Below are 20753 nucleotides of genomic sequence, written 5' to 3'. Positions count from 1 at the left end.
AGAAATGCAGGTGAATTTCGCCATGAACCGCGAAATGCGTGATGCCAAGTACCCGTTTACACGCCTGAAAGGAAAAGACGTAAACACACTGATTTTCCCGAACTTGAGTTCTGCAAACTCTGCTTACAAACTGTTGCAGGCCATGGATACAGATGCCGAACTGATTGGTCCTATCCAAATGGGATTGAACAAGCCTATCCACTTTACCGATTTTGAGAGCTCTGTGCGCGATATCGTTAACATCACTGCAGTAGCAGTTATCGATGCTATCGTAGACAAAAAGAAGGCAGTCAAATGAGACGACCGTTATCAAAATTCCAAATAGTTTGCATTGTGCTGCTTTGGGCAGCACTTTGCTACATTGTTTTGATATCTATCGAACGAATTGACGGTCCAATCATTCTAACGCTTGCCATTTCGGCGGCTTTAGTATTTATTCCCGTCATAAAGTCTCTAAAAAGAGGATAAATAATATCTTTTTATTCCATTTTGCGGTATAAAACAATAAAATTGTTGTTTTATACCGCATTTTCTTTATAAAATGTTTGCTCGTTTCATTTTTATGTGTACTTTTGCAACCGCAATGAGAGGAAAAGGAAACAAACCGAAAATCGAATTGTTTTAGGTAACATATAGTAGCAACCAATAAAAGAAATAGATTATGAATGCAGCTAAGGTATTAGAAGACCTGAAAAGACGGTTCCCCAACGAACCGGAGTATCATCAAGCAGTAGAAGAAGTTCTTTCTACGATTGAAGAAGAGTATAACAAGCATCCGGAGTTTGACAAAGCCAATCTGATTGAACGTCTTTGCATCCCCGATCGCGTTTACCAATTCCGTGTTACTTGGGTAGACGATAAAGGTAACGTACAAACCAACATGGGCTATCGTGTGCAGCACAACAACGCTATCGGCCCTTATAAAGGCGGTGTTCGTTTCCACGCTTCTGTAAACCTGAGCATCCTGAAATTCCTTGCTTTCGAGCAGACATTTAAAAACTCATTGACAACTCTGCCCATGGGTGGCGGTAAAGGCGGTTCGGACTTCTCTCCGCGCGGCAAGTCGAATGCTGAGGTTATGCGTTTCGTTCAGGCTTTCATGCTGGAGTTGTGGCGTCATATCGGTCCTGAAACAGACGTACCTGCCGGTGATATCGGTGTAGGTGGTCGCGAAGTAGGTTTCATGTTCGGTATGTATAAGAAGCTGGCTCATGAATTTACGGGTACTTTCACCGGTAAGGGCCGTGAGTTCGGCGGTTCGCTGATTCGTCCGGAAGCTACCGGCTACGGTAACATCTACTTCCTGATGGAAATGTTAAAGACTAAGGGTACTGACTTGAAAGGCAAAACTTGTCTGATTTCCGGTTCCGGTAACGTAGCTCAATATACGGCCGAGAAAGTATTGGAATTGGGTGGTAAGGTATTGACCATGTCTGATTCTGACGGTTATGTATACGATCCGGACGGCATTGACCGCGAAAAGTTGGATTACATCATGGAGCTGAAAAACCTCTATCGTGGACGTATCCGCGAATATGCTGAACAATATCCGGGTGTCAAGTACGTAGAAGGTGCACGTCCTTGGGGTGAAAAGGCAGACATCGCCCTGCCTTCTGCAACTCAGAATGAAATAAATGGAGATGATGCCAAAAAACTAATTGCTAATGGTGTCATGGCTGTGTCCGAAGGTGCAAACATGCCTTCTACCCCTGAAGCAATCCGCGTATTCCAAGATGCAAAGATTCTGTATGCTCCGGGTAAGGCAGCCAATGCCGGCGGTGTATCAGTATCCGGTCTCGAAATGACTCAGAACTCCATCAAGTTGAGCTGGAGTGCAGAGGAAGTGGACGAGAAATTGAAGAGCATCATGAAGAACATTCACGAAGCTTGCGTGCAATATGGTACGGAAGCCGACGGTTATGTAAATTACGTGAAGGGTGCCAATGTGGCCGGATTTATGAAGGTGGCAAAGGCGATGATGGCGCAAGGGATTCTGTAAGAACTAAAGCCATAGTACAACTACAACAGAAGAAAGGTGAGGGGCTCAAAGCTTTTCACCTTTTTTCTGTTTAATAATATAGAAGAAACAAAATTTTGTTTTTTTCAATCCATTATCACATAAATCAGATAACTTTGCGGAAGTTAATAAGAGAAGACCATTATCATTGAAGCAAACCAAACGATTATGAATACAATAGAAATCCCCGTACTGCTGTTGACCGGTTATCTAGGCAGTGGCAAAACGACGTTGGTAAATCACATCCTTTCTAATAAACGTGGCATTAAGTTTGCCGTTATCGTCAATGACATAGGCGAGGTGAACATCGATGCAGACCTTATACAGAAAGGTGGCGTGGTGGGAAAGAAAGAGGAAAGTCTGGTAGCTCTGCAGAATGGTTGTATCTGCTGTACGCTGAAGACTGACTTGATAGAGCAGATGTTCGAAATCATGAAAATGCAACGCTTCGACTACATCGTGATTGAGGCGAGTGGCATCTGTGAACCGGAACCTATTGCCCAAACACTCTGCTCCATTCCTCATATGGGAGGAGCGTATACTAAATACGGTATTTGCCGCTTAGACTGCATTACCACCGTAGTGGACGCCTTACGTCTGCAAAGTGAATTTTCTTGCGGAGATGACTTGACACGCAAAGGTATTGATGAGGAAGATATAGAGAACCTCATCATTCAGCAGATCGAGTTCTGTAATATTATCCTGCTGAACAAAGCAGCAGAAGTACAGCCCGAGGAATTAAAACGTATCAAACAGATTATCCGCACCTTGCAACCCGGTGCCGAAATTATAGAGTGTAATTATGCAGATGTAGACCTGGATAAGATTATCCATACCCACCTCTTTAACTTTGAACGTGCCGCAACTTCCGCCGGATGGATTCGTGGCATAGAGCAACAAGTAAGCGAAGAGGAGGAAAAAGAGGCGCATTACCATCATGAAGAGGGTCATCATCACCACCATCACGAAGGAGGTGAAGTAGAAGAATACGGTATTGGCACATTTGTCTACTACCGCCGTCCTGCATTCGACATTCATAAGTTCGACCACTATGTCGCTACCAAATGGCCCCGCAGCGTTATCCGCGCCAAGGGTGTCTGCTACTTCAGCCACAACCGCGACATGTCCTTCCTCTTTGAACAAGCAGGTATACAGAAGAAAATAACTGAAGCCGGACAATGGTATGCCACCGCCCCCGAAGAAGACATGATAGAACTGATGCGCCAAGAACCGGGATTGCTAAGAGACTGGGACGAGCAATACGGCGACCGCATGCTGAAGATAGTATTCATCGGACAAAATATGGATAAAGAGCAAATCATCCGCGACTTGGACAAATGCCTTGAATAACTTCCTAAAAAAGTGCTCCCCGTCATTCCGATCTTAAGAACAACGGGGAGCATCGTCCCAGACGCGTAACTCTATTTTAAGAATCAAGAACCATATCAATTCTCCGTAAAACGGAACATTTTGAAATACACCTTCTGCTCTGTGTCGGATACATTCACCAGCCTCATCTTCGCAACGCTCAAATCCTTGAGAGATGCCTTCACCTGCGTTCTGTATCCCGGCTTCAAATCCACCGCCTGCCAGTTTGTACCATCCGAAGTTACTTCCAGTTTAAACTTAGAATTAGCCACCTCCGCATCTCCCAAATCAATAAGCACCGAACTCAACTGGCGGGCATAATCCATCGAAATGGCCAGCACACCGCCTGCCTGCCAGTTGATGACTTCATTGGACGGAATAATTGTATTCACCTTTCCCTTCTGCTGAATAGGAAGCGAAGCCAACTGATTCACGTCGCTCTTCAACGTGTAGGGAGAATAAACAGCCTTTGTATCAAGCCCGGCATGGAACGCTGCATTATAGCCCGTTGTCGCCGCTTCGAACAAAGCATTGAAAGTAGGCATCAGATGCAGGCTGCCGCTCTTTATGCCCGCTTTATATTGGGCATCCGTCTCACCCATCAGCACCAGCAGGGCGCGGGCGTGTTCGTAGCTACCTATAAATGCATCCTTCTGCTGGCGCAGGCGTATCATGTTCAGCACCTCCGCACCATACTCTCCCACTTGTTTGAACTGAATGAGCCAAGGCCTTATTTCAGTTATCAACGGACGATTCTCATTTCCCGACGCAAGCAATCCATCAGCGGCAACGATTATCTTCCGGCATTCCTCAGCTACCTGCCGATAGGCATCTTCATCTATCTCGTTTTTCTCTTGATAGGCTTTCAACAAGGCAGAGAGAGCAGGCTGAATGGCAACGGACTCTTCACGACGGAAGCGATGTCCATTCTGTCCCGGGTCGGAATTATGAGCAGCGAAGATTTCCAAATATTCGGCATGAAGTGGCATAAGGTCTCTGACTGCATGTTTCCAAGAAGTTTCACTATCATAATTCTCCATATTCCAAGTATAATCAGCTACACTGTACAGAGAGATTTTGGAAGCCTCGGCATGTTCCATCGGATTGGAAACAAAAGCAGACATATCATCTTTTACATCAAGCCCGTTTCCATAAACCGGCCCTAGCAGCAAATGGTCTTGTACATAATCCGAAACGGGGAAATTCCACCAAATGTACGCCTTACGTTTCAGCAGCGGATTGACGAAGTCCAGCGTAGACTTATCTATAGTAGCAACTACCATATCACCGGTCCACATCACCTTGATACCCTCGTTCAACTTATCACCAAGCGTAGTGAGATAGCCTCCCTCCACATCGGTCCATGACTTGTTGTACTCTGTGGGACACAATATCAATGGTGCAACATCCCGCTTGACTTTTACAAAATGGTCGTCAATATAGTTCAACAGTTCAGCCTGCTTGTCTGCCTTTGTCCCCTCACCCGAAATATCATCAAAGAAAACGGCAAAACCACGCACACCCAACTGGTACATGCTTTCGAACTTCTGCAACAATAACGAGCGGTCTTCTTCATTCCAGCGAATATCCTGACCCGGATGAATGGCCCAATAGAAAATAACATTGTTCTCCTTCGCCCTATTCACCAATACTTTCAACTCTTCTCCTTCTCGAGCAGGATAAGGCTTGCGCCAGTTGGGAGTCCGGTGATAAGGATCGTCTTTCGGTCCATAGATATAGACATTCATTTTGTTCCGACCATAAAAATCAAGCTGGCGTATACGCGCCTCCTGACTCCAGGGAGCACCGTAAAAACCTTCTACCACACCCCGATAGGGAACATCAGGATAGTCCGTCACTTCAGCCAAAGGCAGCTTGTCTAAAGCAAGCAACTGCGCAAGAGTCTGTACACCATAGTACGCTCCCCGTTCGTCAGCACCGGCTATGACGATGCAGTCTTTTTCTATTTTCAGGAAATAACCTTCGGATTTGCGTGGAATCCGATGTTGGTATTTCTTGATAATCTTATCTCCTTTCACTCCTATATATACACGGAAAGAAGCGCCAAGCACCTCTTCCGGCATCAATGAACGGAGTAAAGGCAACGCAGGTCCGTCCTGCACGGAATTGCCGGAAAGGATCTGGTATTGTCGGGGAATATCAACAGAATCTTTTTGCGTAATATATTCTTGGGGAGTAGGTTGCAAATGAAACTCTTGCGCACAAAGCGTCGCTGTCGTCAGCATACCGAATGCTCCCAGTAACAGTAGTTCTTTTCTCATAAGCGGATTATTAAATTAAGGAATATCTATGTATTAAGAAAACTCTTCCATGCATTCAAGGTTGATACGTTCAAAAATAAGAAATAAATATGAAAACACGTACAAATACAGACATTTATTTCAGTTTAAAGATTCATTTATTCTGCATCCGTTTGAGTTCATCGCACACAGCCGGATGCAGGAAGTAGCGTACGTCTTTTCCCTCCTCTATGGCCCGACGGATAAAAGTGGAGCTGATTTCGAATACCGGAGAAGAAACTGTCCGCACATTCTGCGGTAAAAAGGTGGCCTCTACCGGATAGCCGGGACGGGGATAAACCAGAAGATGATTTTCGGCAATAATGCGTTCCGACTCGTACCAACGGTGGAACAGCCTCCAGTTGTCCGAACCAATGACAAGATGGAAAGTGTGTTGGGGATAAGTCCGTTTCAGCGCATCCAACGTATGAACAGTATAAGAAGGCCGAGGCAGATGGAATTCAAAATCGGAAGCGCGAAACTTGGGATAACCCTCAGTGGCTAGCTGCACCAGCTTCAAACGTAACTTGTCATCCATCAGATCGTTTTCTTCCTTCAGCGGATTGTGGGGGGTGACCATAAACCACACTTCGTCCAGGTCCCCGTATTCGCAAAGATAGTTGGCGAGGGCCAAATGTCCGATGTGTATCGGGTTGAACGAGCCGCTGAAGATTCCTATATTCATTTATTCTTATTCATATACAACCTTACAAAGGACGTCTTTGCAACGCACGCCAGGCAGCCCAAGCATTGAAAATCGTCACTACAGAGATAAGAAACATTGAAATACTGGAACGAGGCTCGCCATGATGTATATACAATACACCCACAACAAGGGAGCAGACGAACAGAACGCTATTAATAATTAGCAATGCCTTGTTCAGCTTCGGGCTATTCTTCCTCCTCGGTGCCAACTGGTTGTACACTCCTCCACGTTGTTTCATTCGTTCAAGAATTGAGAGATTACTTTCAATGCTTCCGCTTTGGCTGTCTCCAGGTCATCGTTCACAATCACGGTATCGAACTTCGGTGCAAAGCCCAGTTCGTATTCGGCTTTCGCCACGCGGCTCTCTATCACTTCGGGAGCATCTGTTCCGCGCCCCACCAAGCGTTTGCGCAATTCCTCCACTGAAGGTGGCTGAATGAAAACAGACAAAGCACGCTCACCATAGAATTTCTTGATATTGCAACCACCCACTACATCCACATCGAACACTACATTCTGTCCGGCAGCCAATTGCTTTTCCACCTGCTCCTTCAGTGTTCCGTAAAAACGGTCCTGATATACCTCTTCATACTCCAGGAATTCATCATTGGCTATGCGACGACGGAACTCGTCAGGAGTCAGAAAGAAATACTCCACTCCATCTTTCTCCGTTCCGCGGGGCGGGCGGCTGGTCGCTGAGATGGAGAATGCCAAGTTCAGATTTTGAGTCAGCAGATAGTTGATAATCGTTGACTTGCCAGAGCCCGAAGGGGCTGAAAATATGATAAGTTTTGCCATCGAATTATTTACGATTTGACGATTTACTATTTGATACTACATGACGTTCAATACTTGTTCCTTGATTTGCTCCAATTCATCTTTCATCTGAACGACAATCTTCTGCATCTCCGCATGATTGGACTTACTGCCCAAGGTATTGATTTCGCGTCCCATCTCCTGGGCGATGAACCCTAACTTCTTGCCTTGTCCGGTTCCGGTTTCCAGCGTATTGATAAAATATTTCAGATGATTGCCAAGACGCTGTTTCTCTTCGTTCACATCCAGTTTTTCGATGTAGTAGATGAGTTCCTGCTCCAGACGGTTCTTGTCATAATCCACGCTCAAGGTCTTTTCCAGTGCATCGGTAATACGCTCCTTCACTTTGGCCACACGCTCTTTCTCGTAGGGAGCGATAGTCTCCAACAAATGGGAGATATTGGCGATCTTCTCACGGAACTTCTTTTCAAGGGCAGCTCCTTCCTGCTTACGGAAGTCCACCAGCGCACCGACAGCCTTTTCCACAGCCGAATAGACCACAGCCCATTCCTCCTCACTCAGTTCCTGCGTATCATTCTTCGTCATCACATCCGGCATACGGAGTAACGTGGCAAACCAGTCCATCGCATCCGGCACAGGTATTCCTAGATTTTCTGATATAGCACAAATCTGCTTGTAATATCCCTCAACCAATGTCTGGTTGATGGGAGTGGCGCTTTCCGCACTCTCTTTCTTTTCTATCCAAAGGCTGAAATCCACCTTTCCGCGCTCCAGTTTCCGTGATATTTCATTACGGATTTCCATCTCCTTCTCACGATAAAGCGGAGCAATGCGGGCAGATAGGTCCATTGCCTTACTATTGAGCGACTTTATTTCAACGTTGATTTTCTTATCAGGCAGTTCGACGGTTGCTTTGCCGTAGCCTGTCATAGATTGTATCATAATGTTATAGTTTTGCGCAAAATTACACGATTATTTTAATTAGTGAAAATAATCACGTAAATTTGCCACAATAAAATCAAGAATAAAAGTTATGTCATGTATCTTGCATATTGAAACGTCCACTTCTGCCTGCTCCGTAGCCGTGAGCGAGGATGGACAGAACGTTTTCAAGAAAGAGGACCTGAATGGCCCTTCACACGCCGTTTCATTGGGAATCTTTGTGGACGAGGCGCTATCCTTTGCCGATAGCCATGCCATGCCGTTGGATGCAGTCGCCGTGAGCTGCGGCCCTGGTTCGTATACCGGGTTGCGTATCGGCGTGTCGATGGCAAAAGGTGTCTGCTATGGACGTAACCTGCCACTTATCGGGCTGGAAACCCTGAAAGTTCAGTGTGTACCGGTATTGCTCTACCACGATGAGTTGCCCGACGACGCATTACTCTGCCCGATGATTGACGCCCGCCGCATGGAAGTCTATGCTGCCATCTACGACCGTGCCTTGAAATCGGTGCGCGACATTGCAGCCGATATTGTGGACGAAAACTCCTACCTAGAATTTTTAGAGCAACATCCCGTCTATTTCTTCGGTGACGGTGCAGCCAAATGCAAAGAGAAAATCACGCATCCCAATGCACACTTCATCGACGGCATCCGCCCGCTTGCCGGCATGATGTTCCCGTTGGCAGAAAAGGCAATAGCCGAACAAGATTTCAAGGATGTGGCCTATTTCGAACCCTTCTATTTGAAGGAATTCGTAGCCGGCACGCCAAAGAAACTTATTTAGGGTTTAGCGATTAGGGATTAGGGATGAATACCATGCGGTATCACTACGTAGCCCATTAATCACTAACCACTAATCGCTAAACCCTAATCACTAATCGTTGAACATTAATCACTAATTAAAGATGCAATATAACACTCAACAAAAACGGATGCCCCTACCCGAATATGGTCGCAGCATCCAGAATATGGTAGACCACGCGCTGACAATCGAAGACCGTGCAGAACGCCAGCGTTGCGCAAACACAATCATCAACATCATGGGAAACATGTTTCCCCATCTGCGCGATGTGCCCGACTTCAAACATAAGCTATGGGACCACCTTGCCATCATGGCCAACTTCCAATTGGATATAGATTATCCGTACGAAATTATCCGCAAGGACAATCTGAATACCAAGCCGGAGAGCATCCCCTACCCCAGTACCAAAATCCGCTACCGCCACTATGGCCGTACACTGGAAGTACTGATAAAGAAAGCCATCGAATTTCCGGAAGGAGAAGAGAAGCAGAACTTGATAGCGCTCATTTGTAACCACATGAAGAAAGACTACATGGCATGGAACAAAGATACCGTCGATGACCGTAAGATTTCAGATGATCTCACCGAACTCTCTGACGGAAAACTGCAAATGACAGACAGTATCGTCCGTCTCATGGCCGAACGTATTGACCAGAACTACCGTCCGAAAGTGAACAACCAGAATAACCGGAACAACAACCGGAACAATAAACGGAAATACTAAAATTGAATGATTAGTGGTTAGTGATTAATGCCATGCGGCATCACCATGCAGACCACTAATCACTAATCACTAATCACCAACCCCTAATCACTAATTTCATGGCATCATTTGTAATCGAAGGAGGACACAGACTTTCCGGTGACATTTACCCCCAAGGAGCAAAAAACGAGGTGTTGCAAATTATCTGCGCCACATTGCTCACTGCCGAAGAGGTGACTGTGCACAATATCCCGGACATACTGGACGTCAACAACCTTATCCAATTGATGCGGGATATGGGAGTCAGCGTATCTAAAAAAGGCATTGACACTTACAGCTTTCAAGCTGCCAACATTGATTTCGCCTATCTGGAAAGTGACGCGTTCCTGAAAAAATGTTCCAGCCTGCGCGGTTCCGTCATGCTGGTGGGGCCGATGGTGGCACGTTTCGGCAAGGCCATGATTTCCAAGCCGGGCGGAGACAAGATAGGACGCCGCCGTCTGGATACACACTTTATCGGTATCCAGAATTTAGGAGCCGACTTTGTCTATAATGAGGAGCGTGGCATCTACGAAATCTCAGCCAAACAACTGCATGGCAGTTATATGCTACTCGACGAGGCATCTGTAACGGGAACAGCCAATATCGTAATGGCAGCCGTCCTTGCCAAAGGCAAGACCACCATCTACAACGCCGCCTGCGAACCCTACGTGCAGCAACTTTGCAGAATGCTGAACCGGATGGGAGCTAAGATAGAAGGCCTGTCGCTTATACACATCTCCGAGCCCACGAGACGGAGTAGACGAGCTGCACGGAACCGAGCATACCATCCTCCCCGACATGATTGAAGTGGGCAGTTTCATTGGCATGGCAGCCATGACCCGTAGCGAACTGACCATCAAGAATGTCTCCTACGAGAACTTGGGAATTATCCCCGACAGTTTCCGTCGACTCGGCATCAAGATGGAGCAGTGGGGAGACGACATTTACGTGCCCGCACAAGAGACGTACCAGATAGAGTACTTTATCGACGGCTCCATCATGACCATTGCCGACGCACCCTGGCCCGGACTGACACCAGACTTGCTCAGTGTGCTGCTGGTGGTTGCCACCCAGGCAAAAGGCAGTGTACTCATTCATCAGAAAATGTTCGAAAGCCGTTTGTTCTTTGTGGACAAGCTGATAGATATGGGAGCGCAAATTATCCTCTGCGACCCGCACCGCGCCGTTGTCATCGGTCACGACCACGGCTTTAAACTACGTGGCGGCAACATGACCTCGCCCGATATCCGTGCGGGCATCGCCCTGCTGATAGCTGCCATGAGTGCGGACGGCATCAGCCGCATCCACAACATAGAGCAGATAGACCGTGGGTATCAGAACATCGAAGGGCGACTGAATGCGCTCGGAGCAAGAATAACAAGAATAGAATAAGATGATAAAGAGAGAAGAAGTATATAAGATAGGTATATTCAACAAGCCCCACGGCATTCACGGAGAACTATCGTTCACTTTTACGGATGACATCTTCGACCGGGTGGAAGCCGAATACCTAATCTGCCTGCTGGATGGTATACTGGTGCCTTTCTTCTTGGAAGAATACCGTTTCCGCTCCGACACCACCGCCCTTGTCAAACTGGAAGGCGTGGACACGACAGAACGCGCCCGCATGTTCACTAATATTGAGGTCTACTTCCCCGTAAAGCATGCAGAAGAGGCAGGACCAGGTGAACTGAGTTGGGACTTCTTCGTCGGTTTTCGTATGGAGGAAGTACATCACGGCACGCTGGGAGAAGTGACGGACGTGGACACATCGACCATCAACACACTGTTTGTGGTAGATTATCAGGGAGAAGAACTGCTGGTGCCGGCACAAGAAGAGTTTATCATAGACATTGACCAGAAGCACAAGGTCATCACCGTAGACCTGCCGGAAGGTTTGATAGCTTTGGACGAAACAGAAGAGGTATGAAAAAGAAACGAAGAAAAGCATTTTGGAGTAACATCAAGTTCAAGTACAGACTGACGATTACGAACGAGAATACCCTTGAGGATATCATCACGTTGCGCGTATCCAAGCTGAACGGACTGTCCGTATTGCTCTCCGTGCTGTTCGTATTGTTTCTCATCGCCTCCCTGATCGTAGCCTTCACCCCGCTGCGCAACTACCTGCCGGGATATATGAACAGTGAAATCCGTGCCCAGGTAGTGGAGAATGCCTTGCGCGTAGATTCCCTCCAGCAACTGGTGAACAGACAGAACCTCTATATCATGAATATCCAGGACATCTTCCAGGGCAAGATAAAGGCAGATACCATACATTCCATCGACTCGTTGACCCACCTGCGCGAAGATTCGCTCATGGAACGTACACAACGGGAAGCCGAATTCCGCAAACAGTACGAGGAGACAGAAAAGTACAACCTGACGAGCATCACCGCTCGCCCCGAAATAGACGGACTGATTTTCTACCGCCCCACACGCGGCATGATTTCATCTCCCTTCAATGCCGAAACAAAACACTTCGGCACGGACATTGCCGCCAATCCGGGCGAAAGCGTATTGGCCACCTTAGACGGTACCGTCATACTGAGTACCTACACTGCCGAGACGGGTTATCTGATAGAAATACAGCACAACCAGGACTTCGTGTCAGTCTACAAGCATTGCGGCTCTCTGCTGAAACGGGAAGGAGATGCGGTGAAAGGGGGTGAAGCCATCGCACTGGTAGGAAACACCGGCGAGCTGTCCACCGGTCCCCACCTTCACTTCGAGCTGTGGCATAAGGGCAGGGCCGTAAATCCCGAGCTTTACATCGTATTTTAGTCTCCAAATAGTAAATTGTAAATAGCATAATAGTAAATGAAACAGATTGCCATACTCGGTTCTACCGGTTCCATCGGTACACAAGCGTTGCAGGTCATCGAAGAACATCCCGACCAGTACGAAGCATACGTATTGACCGCCAATAACCGCGTAGAGGAACTCATAGCCCAGGCACGCAGATTCAAGCCTGAGGCAGTGGTAATAGCCAACGAATCGAAATACACGCAACTGAAAGAAGCGCTTGCCGACCTACCTATCAAGGTATATGCCGGCGCAGATGCCCTCTGCCAGATTGTGACCGAAAATCCCATTGATATGGTATTGACCGCCATGGTGGGATATGCAGGGCTGAAGCCCACCATGAATGCCATCCGAGCCCGTAAGCCGATAGCCCTTGCCAACAAAGAGACGCTGGTGGTGGCGGGAGAGCTCATCAATAACCTGGCACGCTTCAGCGGTGTCCCCATCCTACCCGTCGACTCCGAGCACTCCGCCGTTTTCCAGTGCCTGGCCGGTGAGATAGGCAACCAAATAGAAAAAGTGATACTGACTGCCTCCGGAGGTCCGTTCCGCACCTGCACTATGGAGCAACTAACAACCGTCACCAAAGCGCAAGCACTGAAACACCCCAACTGGGACATGGGCGCCAAAATCACGATAGACTCTGCTTCCATGATGAACAAAGGGTTCGAGGTAATCGAAGCCAAATGGCTGTTCGGTGTACGTCCCGACCAGATAGAAGTCGTGGTACACCCGCAATCCGTCATCCACTCCATGGTACAGTTTGAGGACGGTGCCGTGAAAGCACAACTGGGAATGCCGGACATGCGCCTGCCCATCCAATATGCCTTCTCCTATCCCGACCGGTTGAAAGCCTCTTTCCCGCGCCTGGACTTCAAGCTGTGCACGGAACTGACGTTCGAGCAACCGGACACCACCCGTTTCCGTAACCTCGCCCTGGCCTACGAAGCGCTACATCGTGCAGGCAATATGCCTTGCATTGTCAATGCCGCCAATGAAGTGGTGGTAGCTGCCTTCCTGCAGGACAAAATTTCGTTCCTTGGCATGAGTGAAGTAATAGAAAAGACCATGTCGCGCGTATCCTACTTACAGAAGCCCACCTATGAAGACTATGTGGCTACGGATGCCGAAGCCCGACGGATAGCAGAAGAGCTGATTTGATAGATACACCGGAATGAAAAGAATTATAAAAAACATCTACTCATTTGATACGTTAAATAAGAAAACGTACCTTTGCGAAAATTATAAAAATCGTAAAACAGCAAATAATTAGATGGAAACATTCTTGATTCGTGCCCTGCAACTCATTATGAGCCTCTCGTTGCTCGTTATTGTTCATGAGGGGGGGCACTTCCTTTTTGCGCGTCTGTTCAAGACGCGGGTAGAAAAGTTCTGCTTATTCTTTGACCCTTGGTTCACATTATTCAAGTTCAAGCCCAAACACAGTGACACGGAATATGGTATCGGGTGGCTACCCTTAGGTGGTTATGTAAAAATAGCAGGTATGATAGACGAATCTATGGATACCGAACAGATGAAGCAACCCATGCAGCCATGGGAGTTCCGTGCCAAGCCGGCATGGCAGCGCCTGCTAATTATGGTAGGCGGTGTATTGTTCAACTTCCTGCTCGCATTGTTCATCTATTCCATGATACTTTTTACTTGGGGCGACGAATATATACCAGTACAAAAAGCCCCATTGGGTATGGATTTTAACGAAACAGCCAAAGCCATAGGCTTCCGCGACGGCGATATCCTAATATCTGCCGACGGGGTACCATTCGAACGCTATGACGGCGACCTGCTGACCAGTATTGTCGATGCCCGCCAGGTAAGCGTATTGCGTGACGGGGAAGCTGCTTCAGTCTACATCCCCGAAGACATGATGAACCGCTTGCTGGCAGACAGCGTGCGTTTCGCCAGTTTCCGTTTCCCTTATGTAGTCGACAGCCTGATTGTAGGATACCCTGCCGCTTCCGCCGGTCTGCAAGTAGGTGACAGCATCACCCACTTGGATGGAAAGTCAATAGCCTACTACGACTTCAAAGAAGAGATGCTGAAGCGCAAGAAAGCCAATGCATCCCATGAGGTAACCTTGACATACGTCCGTAACGGTGTGACAGACACCTTGAGCATGATGACCAATGCCGACTATGAAATAGGCGTAGCAGCACGTACGGCAACCGACAAACTGCTGCCCGTTGTCCGCAAGGAATACAGTTTCCTTTCCTCTTTCCCTGCCGGCGTATCTTTGGGGGTAAAGACTCTGAAAGGCTACGTAGGCCAGATGAAATATCTCTTCTCCAAGGAAGGAGCCAAGCAACTCGGAGGTTTCGGAACCATCGGCAGTATTTTCCCCGCCACGTGGGACTGGCACCAGTTCTGGTACATGACGGCATTCCTCTCCATCATCCTTGCCTTTATGAATATTCTGCCCATCCCTGCACTGGACGGCGGACACGTGTTATTCCTCATTTACGAAATCATTGCACGCCGCAAGCCCAGCGACAAGTTTATGGAACGTGCGCAGATGGTGGGCATGTTCCTCTTGTTCGGTTTGCTGATTTGGGCAAACTTCAATGATATACTGAGGTATTTCTTTTAAAGAACAAGACATATAAAAAACGCATCATCCATTCGCGGTAGAACGGATGATGCGTTTGCATCAAACAGATGATGTATTCGGGGCAAGCAGACGATGCGTTTGAACCAAACACATCATCTGTTTTTTCTGTGTCTTATACCAAATGGCCAATCCACTCTTCGCGGTCGCCTGGAAGCAAGTCTATTACCGGAACTTCAACCATTGTATAGCAACCCGGCTGCTGACGCATAGCGGCACGCGCCACACATACCAGCACTTGTGCCGTGAGGGCAGGATTGTTGATACGCATGTTGAACTCAAATAGCTGGTTCTGCGTCTTGCCGGACACACCTTTACGGGTCAGGTTTACCCCATGACCCATATCGAGCAGTGCATCCACACTCGGAACCAATTTTACATGTGTTTCGTCATTCACAAAGTACGGGTCGGCTTTGATGGCTGCAGTCACCTTGTCAAATTCGTAGCCATCCTTCAACTCGATGTACACCATACGACGGTGAATGCCGGTTCCTGTAGGAATAGTCATGGAAAGGGCGGCTTTCACACCTTCGATGGCCTTTACAGCCACGGTATGTCCCATGCTCATGCCCGGACCAAAATTAGTATAGGTAATGCCTTTCGGAGCAATGGCTTCCAGCATGGTGCGGACAATGGAGTCACTACCCGGGTCCCAGCCGGCAGAAATGATGGATACCGTATTATGCTTTTTAGCCTCTGCATCCAGTGTGCGGCGCAAGGCAGTGATACCCGTATGGATATCGAAACTGTCCACAGTATGAATGCCTAAAGCAAGGATCTCCTTTGCATACTCTTCCACTTTGCGGGTAGGCGTACAAAGGATAGCAACATCCACGCCTTTCAGTTCCTTGATATTCTTCACAACGGGATATGCACTCAGTTCCGCAGGACAGTTTTCAGCTCCGGCACGGCGTACTACACCGGCAATTTCGAAATCGGGAGCTGCTTGCAGGGCTTCGAGCACATAATGCCCGATATTACCATAGCCAACGATGGCTGCTCTTACTTTTTTCATTCTTTTTATGAATTTATTTATCAGTTTTCTACTTTATCGGCGCAAAAGTAAGCATTTTAATTTATTATATCGGCAGAACTCCCTGCTGTTTCACACAGTTTTTCTTTTTTTAGTGAGTGAAAGTCCAATAATAATTCATACATTCGCAGATGATATGTACGCAAGGCACATTTGGGGCCAACAAGCAAAAGAATTATGATAGAATACATCAGAGGCGGAATTGCCGAACTAAGTCCGGCAACCGCAATAATAGACTGCAACGGACTGGGATACGGCGTCAATATTTCATTGAATACGTATGCCGCCATCCAGGGCAAGAAAGAATGCAAACTATATATATACGAAGCTATCCGTGAAGACGCCTATGTCCTCTACGGGTTCGCTGACAAGCAGGAACGCGAACTATTCCTGTTGCTCATCTCCGTTTCAGGCATCGGCGGAAATACAGCTCGCATGATTCTCTCGGCACTCTCGCCATCCGAACTGATAAATGTCATCAGCACGGAAAACGCCACTCTACTGAAAACAGTCAAGGGTATCGGGCTGAAAACAGCCCAACGGATAATTGTGGATTTAAAAGACAAAATCAAGACCGGCAGCGTTGTAGCCGGCAACGCAGGGACCATAGGTACACTGGTATCGGCAGCCAACGCACAAGTACAAGAAGAAGCCGTAGCCGCCCTTACCATGCTGGGCTTTGCACAAGCCCCCTCACAAAAAGTAGTGCTTGCCATTTTGAAGGAAGAACCAAGCGCACCGGTGGAACAAGTCATCAAATTGGCATTAAAAAGACTATAATATTTATCTAAAACAAACAAATCATGACAACAATCAACATGCAATATTGGTTGGGGGCCAATGAACGCACCCACGTACTGCCAACGGACAAATGGTACCTCGACTTTGCCACAAGCATCCTGCCCCTCGTCAAGACCTCTCCCTTGTTCAACAAGGAAGACCTGCGTACCCAAATTGACGCAGCCATCTCCCTCGGCATGTACTTTCAAGATGCCATTGCCCAAAGCGGAGGCTGGAAACTTTTCTCCGAAGCCTTTCAAGGAGTATACGGAACTTACCTGCCGTTCTATCCACTGGGTGACGATTATACGCCCGATGAAATAAATCAGGAAGACATTGCATTCGTACTGTGGACATTGAAATCACAATTTAGTATTTTTGACAAGGAATACACCTTGTTCAGTCCTTATGACAAAGACCTGCTTGCATTAAGCCAAAGCGCCTATGAACTGATGGATGCACGTTTCGAAGAAGCTCCCATCAGCGAGGGAGAATCTTCCTTCCTTTGGGTAATGGGACTTGATTTACTGGATATGCCCATTACTCCGCTGCCGGAAGTCACTCCGGAAACCAAACTGAGTAAAGATGCCGCCCGCTGTCTGGAATACAGCCAGGGGAAACCGCTGCTATACTTCACCGATTACAAGGAGCTTTGCACTTTCTTTGTCGATGTCTTGGGATGGGAAAACAAACGGTCCGCACTATTGCCCGACCTGGAATACCAAAAAGAGTTCGTGATTTATGCCAACGCCAAAGGTATGCTCGTAGCCCACAACGTGGCCGCCTATTTCTGTGAAGAACATAACCCGATGTACGATGCCAAACGCGCTGCTGCAGAGGGTTACAAGATGTTCTGCCAACCCGGAGAGTGTCCGTTCGACCTGCTGAAATACGGAATGGCCAAAGGAATTCTACCCGATGTGGAACTTCCCTTCCTGAAAGGAAAAGAAACACTGCATCAATATTGGGACTTTATAGCCCGCTACTACTTATGTGAATATTATGAAGGCGAGTAACCATTCCGGCATAAAGCCCAAACGGAGCAACAAGGCCAAGCCAACCGGAAAACGGATTGGTAAATCCAAACCTTCGAAAGCGAATAATCAGCTTAACAGAAGGGTAAAATAATTGAAAATGGATAATGGAAAAATAAACAGTGCAGCGTATTTATTGAAACCGCATGGCAATTTTCCATTATCCATTATCAATTTTCAAAGTTCCACAATCTCTTCCTTACACAACGTCAGTTTCTCCACTCCTTCCGCTGTTACAACCCAAGAGTTTTCGATACCGACGGGACCAATGCCTGGCAAAACAATCTTCGGTTCCAAAGCAAAGACCATGCCCGGTTCCAGCTCCTGCTTCATGCGTGGAGCCAGCACCGGCATTTCATTGATTTCCAGTCCGATGCCATGACCGATAAACTTGGCTTTTTGAGTGGCTCCCATAAAGTTGTCGGCAAAGCCCGCTTTGGTGACAATATCGATAGCGAGATTGTAAAGGTCCTCACAAACAGCACCCGGTTTCGCTTTTTCTACAACAGCCTCTTGTATGTCCAGGCAAACCTGATGGGCAACAGATGCCTTTTCCGGCAACTTTCCGATAGAGAATACACGGCTCATGTCGCCCATATAGCCATAGAAGTTACCCCCCATATCAACCATAAAGCTCTGGCCGGGTTGCAACAGTGCACCGTTCACACTGATAGGCAGTGACGGGTCAAGTCCTTCGCCTCCCAGAGCAAAATCATAGGGGGCAGGCGCAGTGGCATTGTCTCCTGCCAGCAGACTTCCCATAAAAATCTCCATACTTTGTCCGAAGGTACGGAAAATGCCCAGACAACCTTCCAGGCGCATCAGGCGCTCTATTTCGATGGATAACTGGCAGTCTGTCATTCCCGGTCTATAAACCGAGGGTATTTGTTCGTAGGCCTTGGCATGTGCAATGCCGGAACGACGGAACATCTCAATCTCTATTTCAGTCTTGACACTTCGGGCCTTCCGGATAAGGGCCGTACCACAAGGAAGCACCTCCGTTTCAGGGAAACACGCTGCCAAACGGTTATATTCCGTAAAAGACAACTCATCCCCCTCCAGCATCAACCTGGCAGGTATGGGCAAACCACATTCCTTTAGTAAGTCAGGCAGTTGTTCCGGTTTACGGATAGGATGGATATGTTCCCCTTCAATATTGTTGGGACGTTTGATGAATAAACGGGCGGGAGCATTCAACGGCAGATACAAGTAACCGCTGACGACACGTCCATACGTATAGATTAAGTTTACATTACAAGCGATAAGAGCGGCATCAATCTCTTGTTGAGCCATGAGAGAGCGTATTTTATCACGTCTCAGTTTCAATTCAGGTAGTAACATCTCTTTGTCATTTATGGTTTCTCGGATACAAAGATACAACTTTTTTAATTGAGAATAAAAAAAGTACTGCCCGATACCTTCACAGGCGTAGAGCAGCACAAACCACAAATACAAATACAACTAAACAAAGTTTCTCTCTTAGATAATTCCCTGACCCATCATGGCATGAGCCACCTTCATGAAACCGGCGATATTCGCTCCCTTCACGTAGTTGATGTAGCCATCAGGTTCTGTCCCATATTTTACGCATTGAGCATGAATTCCGTGCATGATGGCGTGGAGTTTTTCATCCACTTCGGCTGCACTCCAGCTGAGGTGCATGGCGTTCTGCGACATTTCCAGTCCGCTGGTAGCCACACCACCTGCATTGACAGCCTTACCCGGTGCATACATAATCTTGTTGTCAATGAAAAGGTCGATAGCTTCGGGCGTACATCCCATATTGGAGATTTCGCCTACACATGTCACCTTGTTGTCAATGAGGTGTTGTGCATCTTCGCCGTTCAGCTCGTTCTGGGTAGCGCAAGGCAGAGCGATGTCCGCTTTCACTTCCCACGGGCGTTTGCCTGCCACGAAAGTAGAGCCGGGGAATTCGTCGGCATACGGTGCTACGATATCGTTGCCCGATGACCGGAGTTCCAGCATATAATCTATCTTTTCGCCACTGATACCGTTCGGGTCGTAGATGTAACCGTCGGGACCGGAGATGGTAACCACCTTGGCACCCAATTCGGTAGCCTTGGTAGCAGCACCCCAAGCTACATTTCCAAAACCGGAGATAGCCACGGTCTTGCCCTTGATGTCAATGCCTTTTGTCTGTAACATTTGGTTTACGAAATACAAGCCACCAAATCCTGTTGCTTCAGGACGAATCAGCGAACCGCCAAATTCCAATCCTTTACCGGTAAATGTGCCCGTAAATTCGCGAGTCAACTTCTTATACATACCGAACATATAGCCCACTTCGCGACCGCCTACACCGATATCACCGGCAGGAACATCCATATCCGGACCGAGGTGACGCCACAATTCCAGCATGAAGGCCTGACAGAAACGCATGATTTCAGCATCGCTCTTTCCGCGCGGAGAGAAGTCGGAACCACCCTTACCACCGCCCATAGGCAATGTAGTCAAAGCATTCTTGAAAGTCTGCTCAAATCCCAGGAATTTGAGGATAGAAAGATTTACGGAAGCATGGAAACGAATACCGCCTTTGTACGGGCCAATGGCATTGTTGAACTGCACACGATAGCCGAGGTTCGTCTGAACTTCACCCTTATCATCCACCCACGTTACACGGAAAGTAAAGATACGGTCAGGTTCAACCAGACGTTCTATAATTTTCGCTTTCTCGAACTCAGGATGTTGGTTATAGATATCTTCGATGGAAAGAAGAACTTCCTTTACGGCTTGAAGATACTCAGACTCGCCGGGGTGCTTTGCCTCTAAAGAGGCCATGATACGTTCGATATTCATAATA

19 protein-coding genes and 1 pseudogene are annotated in these 20753 nt (G+C 47.5%); 12 read left to right on the top strand and 8 right to left on the bottom strand.

The features are described from left to right. From ABUA47_RS06270 to ABUA47_RS06260, 3 genes are all read left to right on the top strand, one after another. Nucleotides 1–298, top strand: a 298-nt coding sequence (locus ABUA47_RS06270; protein WP_349831462.1) for a phosphate acyltransferase, incomplete at its 5' end; no start/stop codon positions are given. 363 nt (nucleotides 299–661) lie between these two features. Beyond that, on the top strand, nucleotides 662–1999 hold the full coding sequence (locus ABUA47_RS06265) for an NADP-specific glutamate dehydrogenase (RefSeq protein WP_005826963.1): 1338 nt from the start codon (nucleotides 662–664) through the stop codon (nucleotides 1997–1999). Between the two features lie 186 nt (nucleotides 2000–2185). Beyond that, complete coding sequence (locus tag ABUA47_RS06260) at nucleotides 2186–3367, top strand: GTP-binding protein (protein WP_035449070.1); 1182 nt, start codon at nucleotides 2186–2188, stop codon at nucleotides 3365–3367. Nucleotides 3368–3462: 95 nt separating this feature from the next. Here the strand turns inward: ABUA47_RS06260 and ABUA47_RS06255 are convergent, their stop codons facing one another. From ABUA47_RS06255 to ABUA47_RS06235, 5 genes are all read right to left on the bottom strand, one after another. Further along, a complete protein-coding gene (locus ABUA47_RS06255; protein WP_117945632.1) occupies nucleotides 3463–5667 on the bottom strand; it encodes a beta-N-acetylglucosaminidase in 2205 nt (734 codons plus the stop codon). A 133-nt stretch (nucleotides 5668–5800) separates the two neighbouring features. Next, a complete protein-coding gene (gene nadD, locus ABUA47_RS06250) occupies nucleotides 5801–6370 on the bottom strand; it encodes a nicotinate (nicotinamide) nucleotide adenylyltransferase (protein ID WP_008665167.1) in 570 nt (189 codons plus the stop codon). Nucleotides 6371–6392: 22 nt separating this feature from the next. Then, nucleotides 6393–6629 carry a hypothetical protein gene (locus tag ABUA47_RS06245; RefSeq protein WP_005826972.1) on the bottom strand — a complete coding sequence of 79 codons (237 nt, stop codon included), beginning with the start codon at nucleotides 6627–6629 and terminating at the stop codon, nucleotides 6393–6395. Next, nucleotides 6626–7189, bottom strand: a complete 564-nt coding sequence (gene gmk, locus ABUA47_RS06240) for a guanylate kinase (RefSeq protein ID WP_005826973.1) — start codon at nucleotides 7187–7189, stop codon at nucleotides 6626–6628. Before gmk ends, ABUA47_RS06245 begins: the two co-directional genes overlap by 4 nt. 36 nt (nucleotides 7190–7225) lie before the next feature. Beyond that, nucleotides 7226–8110 carry a YicC/YloC family endoribonuclease gene (locus tag ABUA47_RS06235; RefSeq protein WP_035449074.1) on the bottom strand — a complete coding sequence of 295 codons (885 nt, stop codon included), beginning with the start codon at nucleotides 8108–8110 and terminating at the stop codon, nucleotides 7226–7228. Between the two features lie 91 nt (nucleotides 8111–8201). Here ABUA47_RS06235 and tsaB point away from each other — a divergent pair, with 91 nt between their 5' ends. The 7 genes and pseudogenes from tsaB to rseP all read left to right on the top strand — a co-directional run bounded on the left by tsaB (nucleotide 8202) and on the right by rseP (nucleotide 15067). Next, nucleotides 8202–8894: a tRNA (adenosine(37)-N6)-threonylcarbamoyltransferase complex dimerization subunit type 1 TsaB gene (gene tsaB, locus ABUA47_RS06230; RefSeq protein ID WP_005833019.1), complete on the top strand. Its 693-nt coding sequence runs from the start codon at nucleotides 8202–8204 to the stop codon at nucleotides 8892–8894. A gap of 121 nt (nucleotides 8895–9015) precedes the next feature. Beyond that, nucleotides 9016–9636 (top strand): DUF4290 domain-containing protein, encoded by a 621-nt coding sequence (locus ABUA47_RS06225; protein ID WP_005826977.1) that lies wholly within the window; start codon nucleotides 9016–9018, stop codon nucleotides 9634–9636. A gap of 98 nt (nucleotides 9637–9734) precedes the next feature. Next, nucleotides 9735–11049 (top strand): annotated as a pseudogene (murA, locus tag ABUA47_RS06220) (UDP-N-acetylglucosamine 1-carboxyvinyltransferase). A 1-nt stretch (nucleotide 11050) separates the two neighbouring features. Next, complete coding sequence (rimM, locus tag ABUA47_RS06215) at nucleotides 11051–11587, top strand: ribosome maturation factor RimM (RefSeq protein WP_035449078.1); 537 nt, start codon at nucleotides 11051–11053, stop codon at nucleotides 11585–11587. After that, nucleotides 11584–12441 (top strand): M23 family metallopeptidase, encoded by an 858-nt coding sequence (locus tag ABUA47_RS06210; protein ID WP_005826982.1) that lies wholly within the window; start codon nucleotides 11584–11586, stop codon nucleotides 12439–12441. The genes rimM and ABUA47_RS06210 overlap by 4 nt, the downstream gene beginning before the upstream one ends. Before the next feature lie 36 nt (nucleotides 12442–12477). After that, nucleotides 12478–13623, top strand: a complete 1146-nt coding sequence (locus ABUA47_RS06205; protein WP_035449079.1) for a 1-deoxy-D-xylulose-5-phosphate reductoisomerase — start codon at nucleotides 12478–12480, stop codon at nucleotides 13621–13623. Nucleotides 13624–13735: 112 nt separating this feature from the next. Then, a complete protein-coding gene (rseP, locus tag ABUA47_RS06200) occupies nucleotides 13736–15067 on the top strand; it encodes an RIP metalloprotease RseP (protein ID WP_005826988.1) in 1332 nt (443 codons plus the stop codon). A 133-nt stretch (nucleotides 15068–15200) separates the two neighbouring features. On the opposite strand, the gene ABUA47_RS06195 is transcribed toward rseP, so the two are convergent. After that, nucleotides 15201–16100, bottom strand: a complete 900-nt coding sequence (locus ABUA47_RS06195; protein WP_005826990.1) for a diaminopimelate dehydrogenase — start codon at nucleotides 16098–16100, stop codon at nucleotides 15201–15203. A gap of 195 nt (nucleotides 16101–16295) precedes the next feature. Here ABUA47_RS06195 and ruvA point away from each other — a divergent pair, with 195 nt between their 5' ends. Together ruvA and ABUA47_RS06185 are read left to right on the top strand one after the other, a co-directional pair. Further along, complete coding sequence (gene ruvA, locus ABUA47_RS06190) at nucleotides 16296–16898, top strand: Holliday junction branch migration protein RuvA (RefSeq protein WP_005833022.1); 603 nt, start codon at nucleotides 16296–16298, stop codon at nucleotides 16896–16898. 23 nt (nucleotides 16899–16921) lie between these two features. Further along, nucleotides 16922–17914, top strand: coding sequence for a DUF3843 family protein (locus ABUA47_RS06185; RefSeq protein WP_035449080.1), 993 nt, complete (start codon nucleotides 16922–16924; stop codon nucleotides 17912–17914). 195 nt (nucleotides 17915–18109) lie between these two features. Here the strand turns inward: ABUA47_RS06185 and ABUA47_RS06180 are convergent, their stop codons facing one another. Both ABUA47_RS06180 and gdhA read right to left on the bottom strand, forming a co-directional pair. Beyond that, entirely contained in the window at nucleotides 18110–19273 is a 1164-nt protein-coding gene (locus tag ABUA47_RS06180; protein WP_035449341.1) for a M24 family metallopeptidase, read from the bottom strand. Nucleotides 19274–19411: 138 nt separating this feature from the next. Further along, complete coding sequence (gdhA, locus tag ABUA47_RS06175; RefSeq protein ID WP_005827003.1) at nucleotides 19412–20749, bottom strand: NADP-specific glutamate dehydrogenase; 1338 nt, start codon at nucleotides 20747–20749, stop codon at nucleotides 19412–19414. Between the last annotated feature and the right edge of the window lie 4 nt (nucleotides 20750–20753).

It is taken from the genome of Bacteroides sp. RTP31139st1_H2_RTP31139_211217 (assembly GCF_040227615.1).
Taxonomy (GTDB): Bacteria; Bacteroidota; Bacteroidia; order Bacteroidales; family Bacteroidaceae; genus Bacteroides; species Bacteroides uniformis.
The sequence above is the reverse complement of the archived record's forward strand: the minus strand, read 5'-3'. Positions and strand labels throughout refer to the sequence as shown.

Coding starts and splice junctions, on each gene's coding strand:
- ABUA47_RS06185 (WP_035449080.1), top strand. CDS start 16,922: ATGACAACAATCAACATGCAATATTGGTTGGGGGCCAATGAACGCACC.
- rseP (WP_005826988.1), top strand. CDS start 13,736: ATGGAAACATTCTTGATTCGTGCCCTGCAACTCATTATGAGCCTCTCG.
- ABUA47_RS06235 (WP_035449074.1), bottom strand. CDS start 8,110: ATGATACAATCTATGACAGGCTACGGCAAAGCAACCGTCGAACTGCCT.
- ABUA47_RS06245 (WP_005826972.1), bottom strand. CDS start 6,629: ATGAAACAACGTGGAGGAGTGTACAACCAGTTGGCACCGAGGAGGAAG.
- ABUA47_RS06225 (WP_005826977.1), top strand. CDS start 9,016: ATGCAATATAACACTCAACAAAAACGGATGCCCCTACCCGAATATGGT.
- ABUA47_RS06265 (WP_005826963.1), top strand. CDS start 662: ATGAATGCAGCTAAGGTATTAGAAGACCTGAAAAGACGGTTCCCCAAC.
- ABUA47_RS06260 (WP_035449070.1), top strand. CDS start 2,186: ATGAATACAATAGAAATCCCCGTACTGCTGTTGACCGGTTATCTAGGC.
- tsaB (WP_005833019.1), top strand. CDS start 8,202: ATGTCATGTATCTTGCATATTGAAACGTCCACTTCTGCCTGCTCCGTA.
- nadD (WP_008665167.1), bottom strand. CDS start 6,370: ATGAATATAGGAATCTTCAGCGGCTCGTTCAACCCGATACACATCGGA.
- ruvA (WP_005833022.1), top strand. CDS start 16,296: ATGATAGAATACATCAGAGGCGGAATTGCCGAACTAAGTCCGGCAACC.
- rimM (WP_035449078.1), top strand. CDS start 11,051: ATGATAAAGAGAGAAGAAGTATATAAGATAGGTATATTCAACAAGCCC.
- ABUA47_RS06205 (WP_035449079.1), top strand. CDS start 12,478: ATGAAACAGATTGCCATACTCGGTTCTACCGGTTCCATCGGTACACAA.
- ABUA47_RS06195 (WP_005826990.1), bottom strand. CDS start 16,100: ATGAAAAAAGTAAGAGCAGCCATCGTTGGCTATGGTAATATCGGGCAT.
- gmk (WP_005826973.1), bottom strand. CDS start 7,189: ATGGCAAAACTTATCATATTTTCAGCCCCTTCGGGCTCTGGCAAGTCA.
- ABUA47_RS06255 (WP_117945632.1), bottom strand. CDS start 5,667: ATGAGAAAAGAACTACTGTTACTGGGAGCATTCGGTATGCTGACGACA.
- ABUA47_RS06180 (WP_035449341.1), bottom strand. CDS start 19,273: ATGTTACTACCTGAATTGAAACTGAGACGTGATAAAATACGCTCTCTC.
- gdhA (WP_005827003.1), bottom strand. CDS start 20,749: ATGAATATCGAACGTATCATGGCCTCTTTAGAGGCAAAGCACCCCGGC.
- ABUA47_RS06210 (WP_005826982.1), top strand. CDS start 11,584: ATGAAAAAGAAACGAAGAAAAGCATTTTGGAGTAACATCAAGTTCAAG.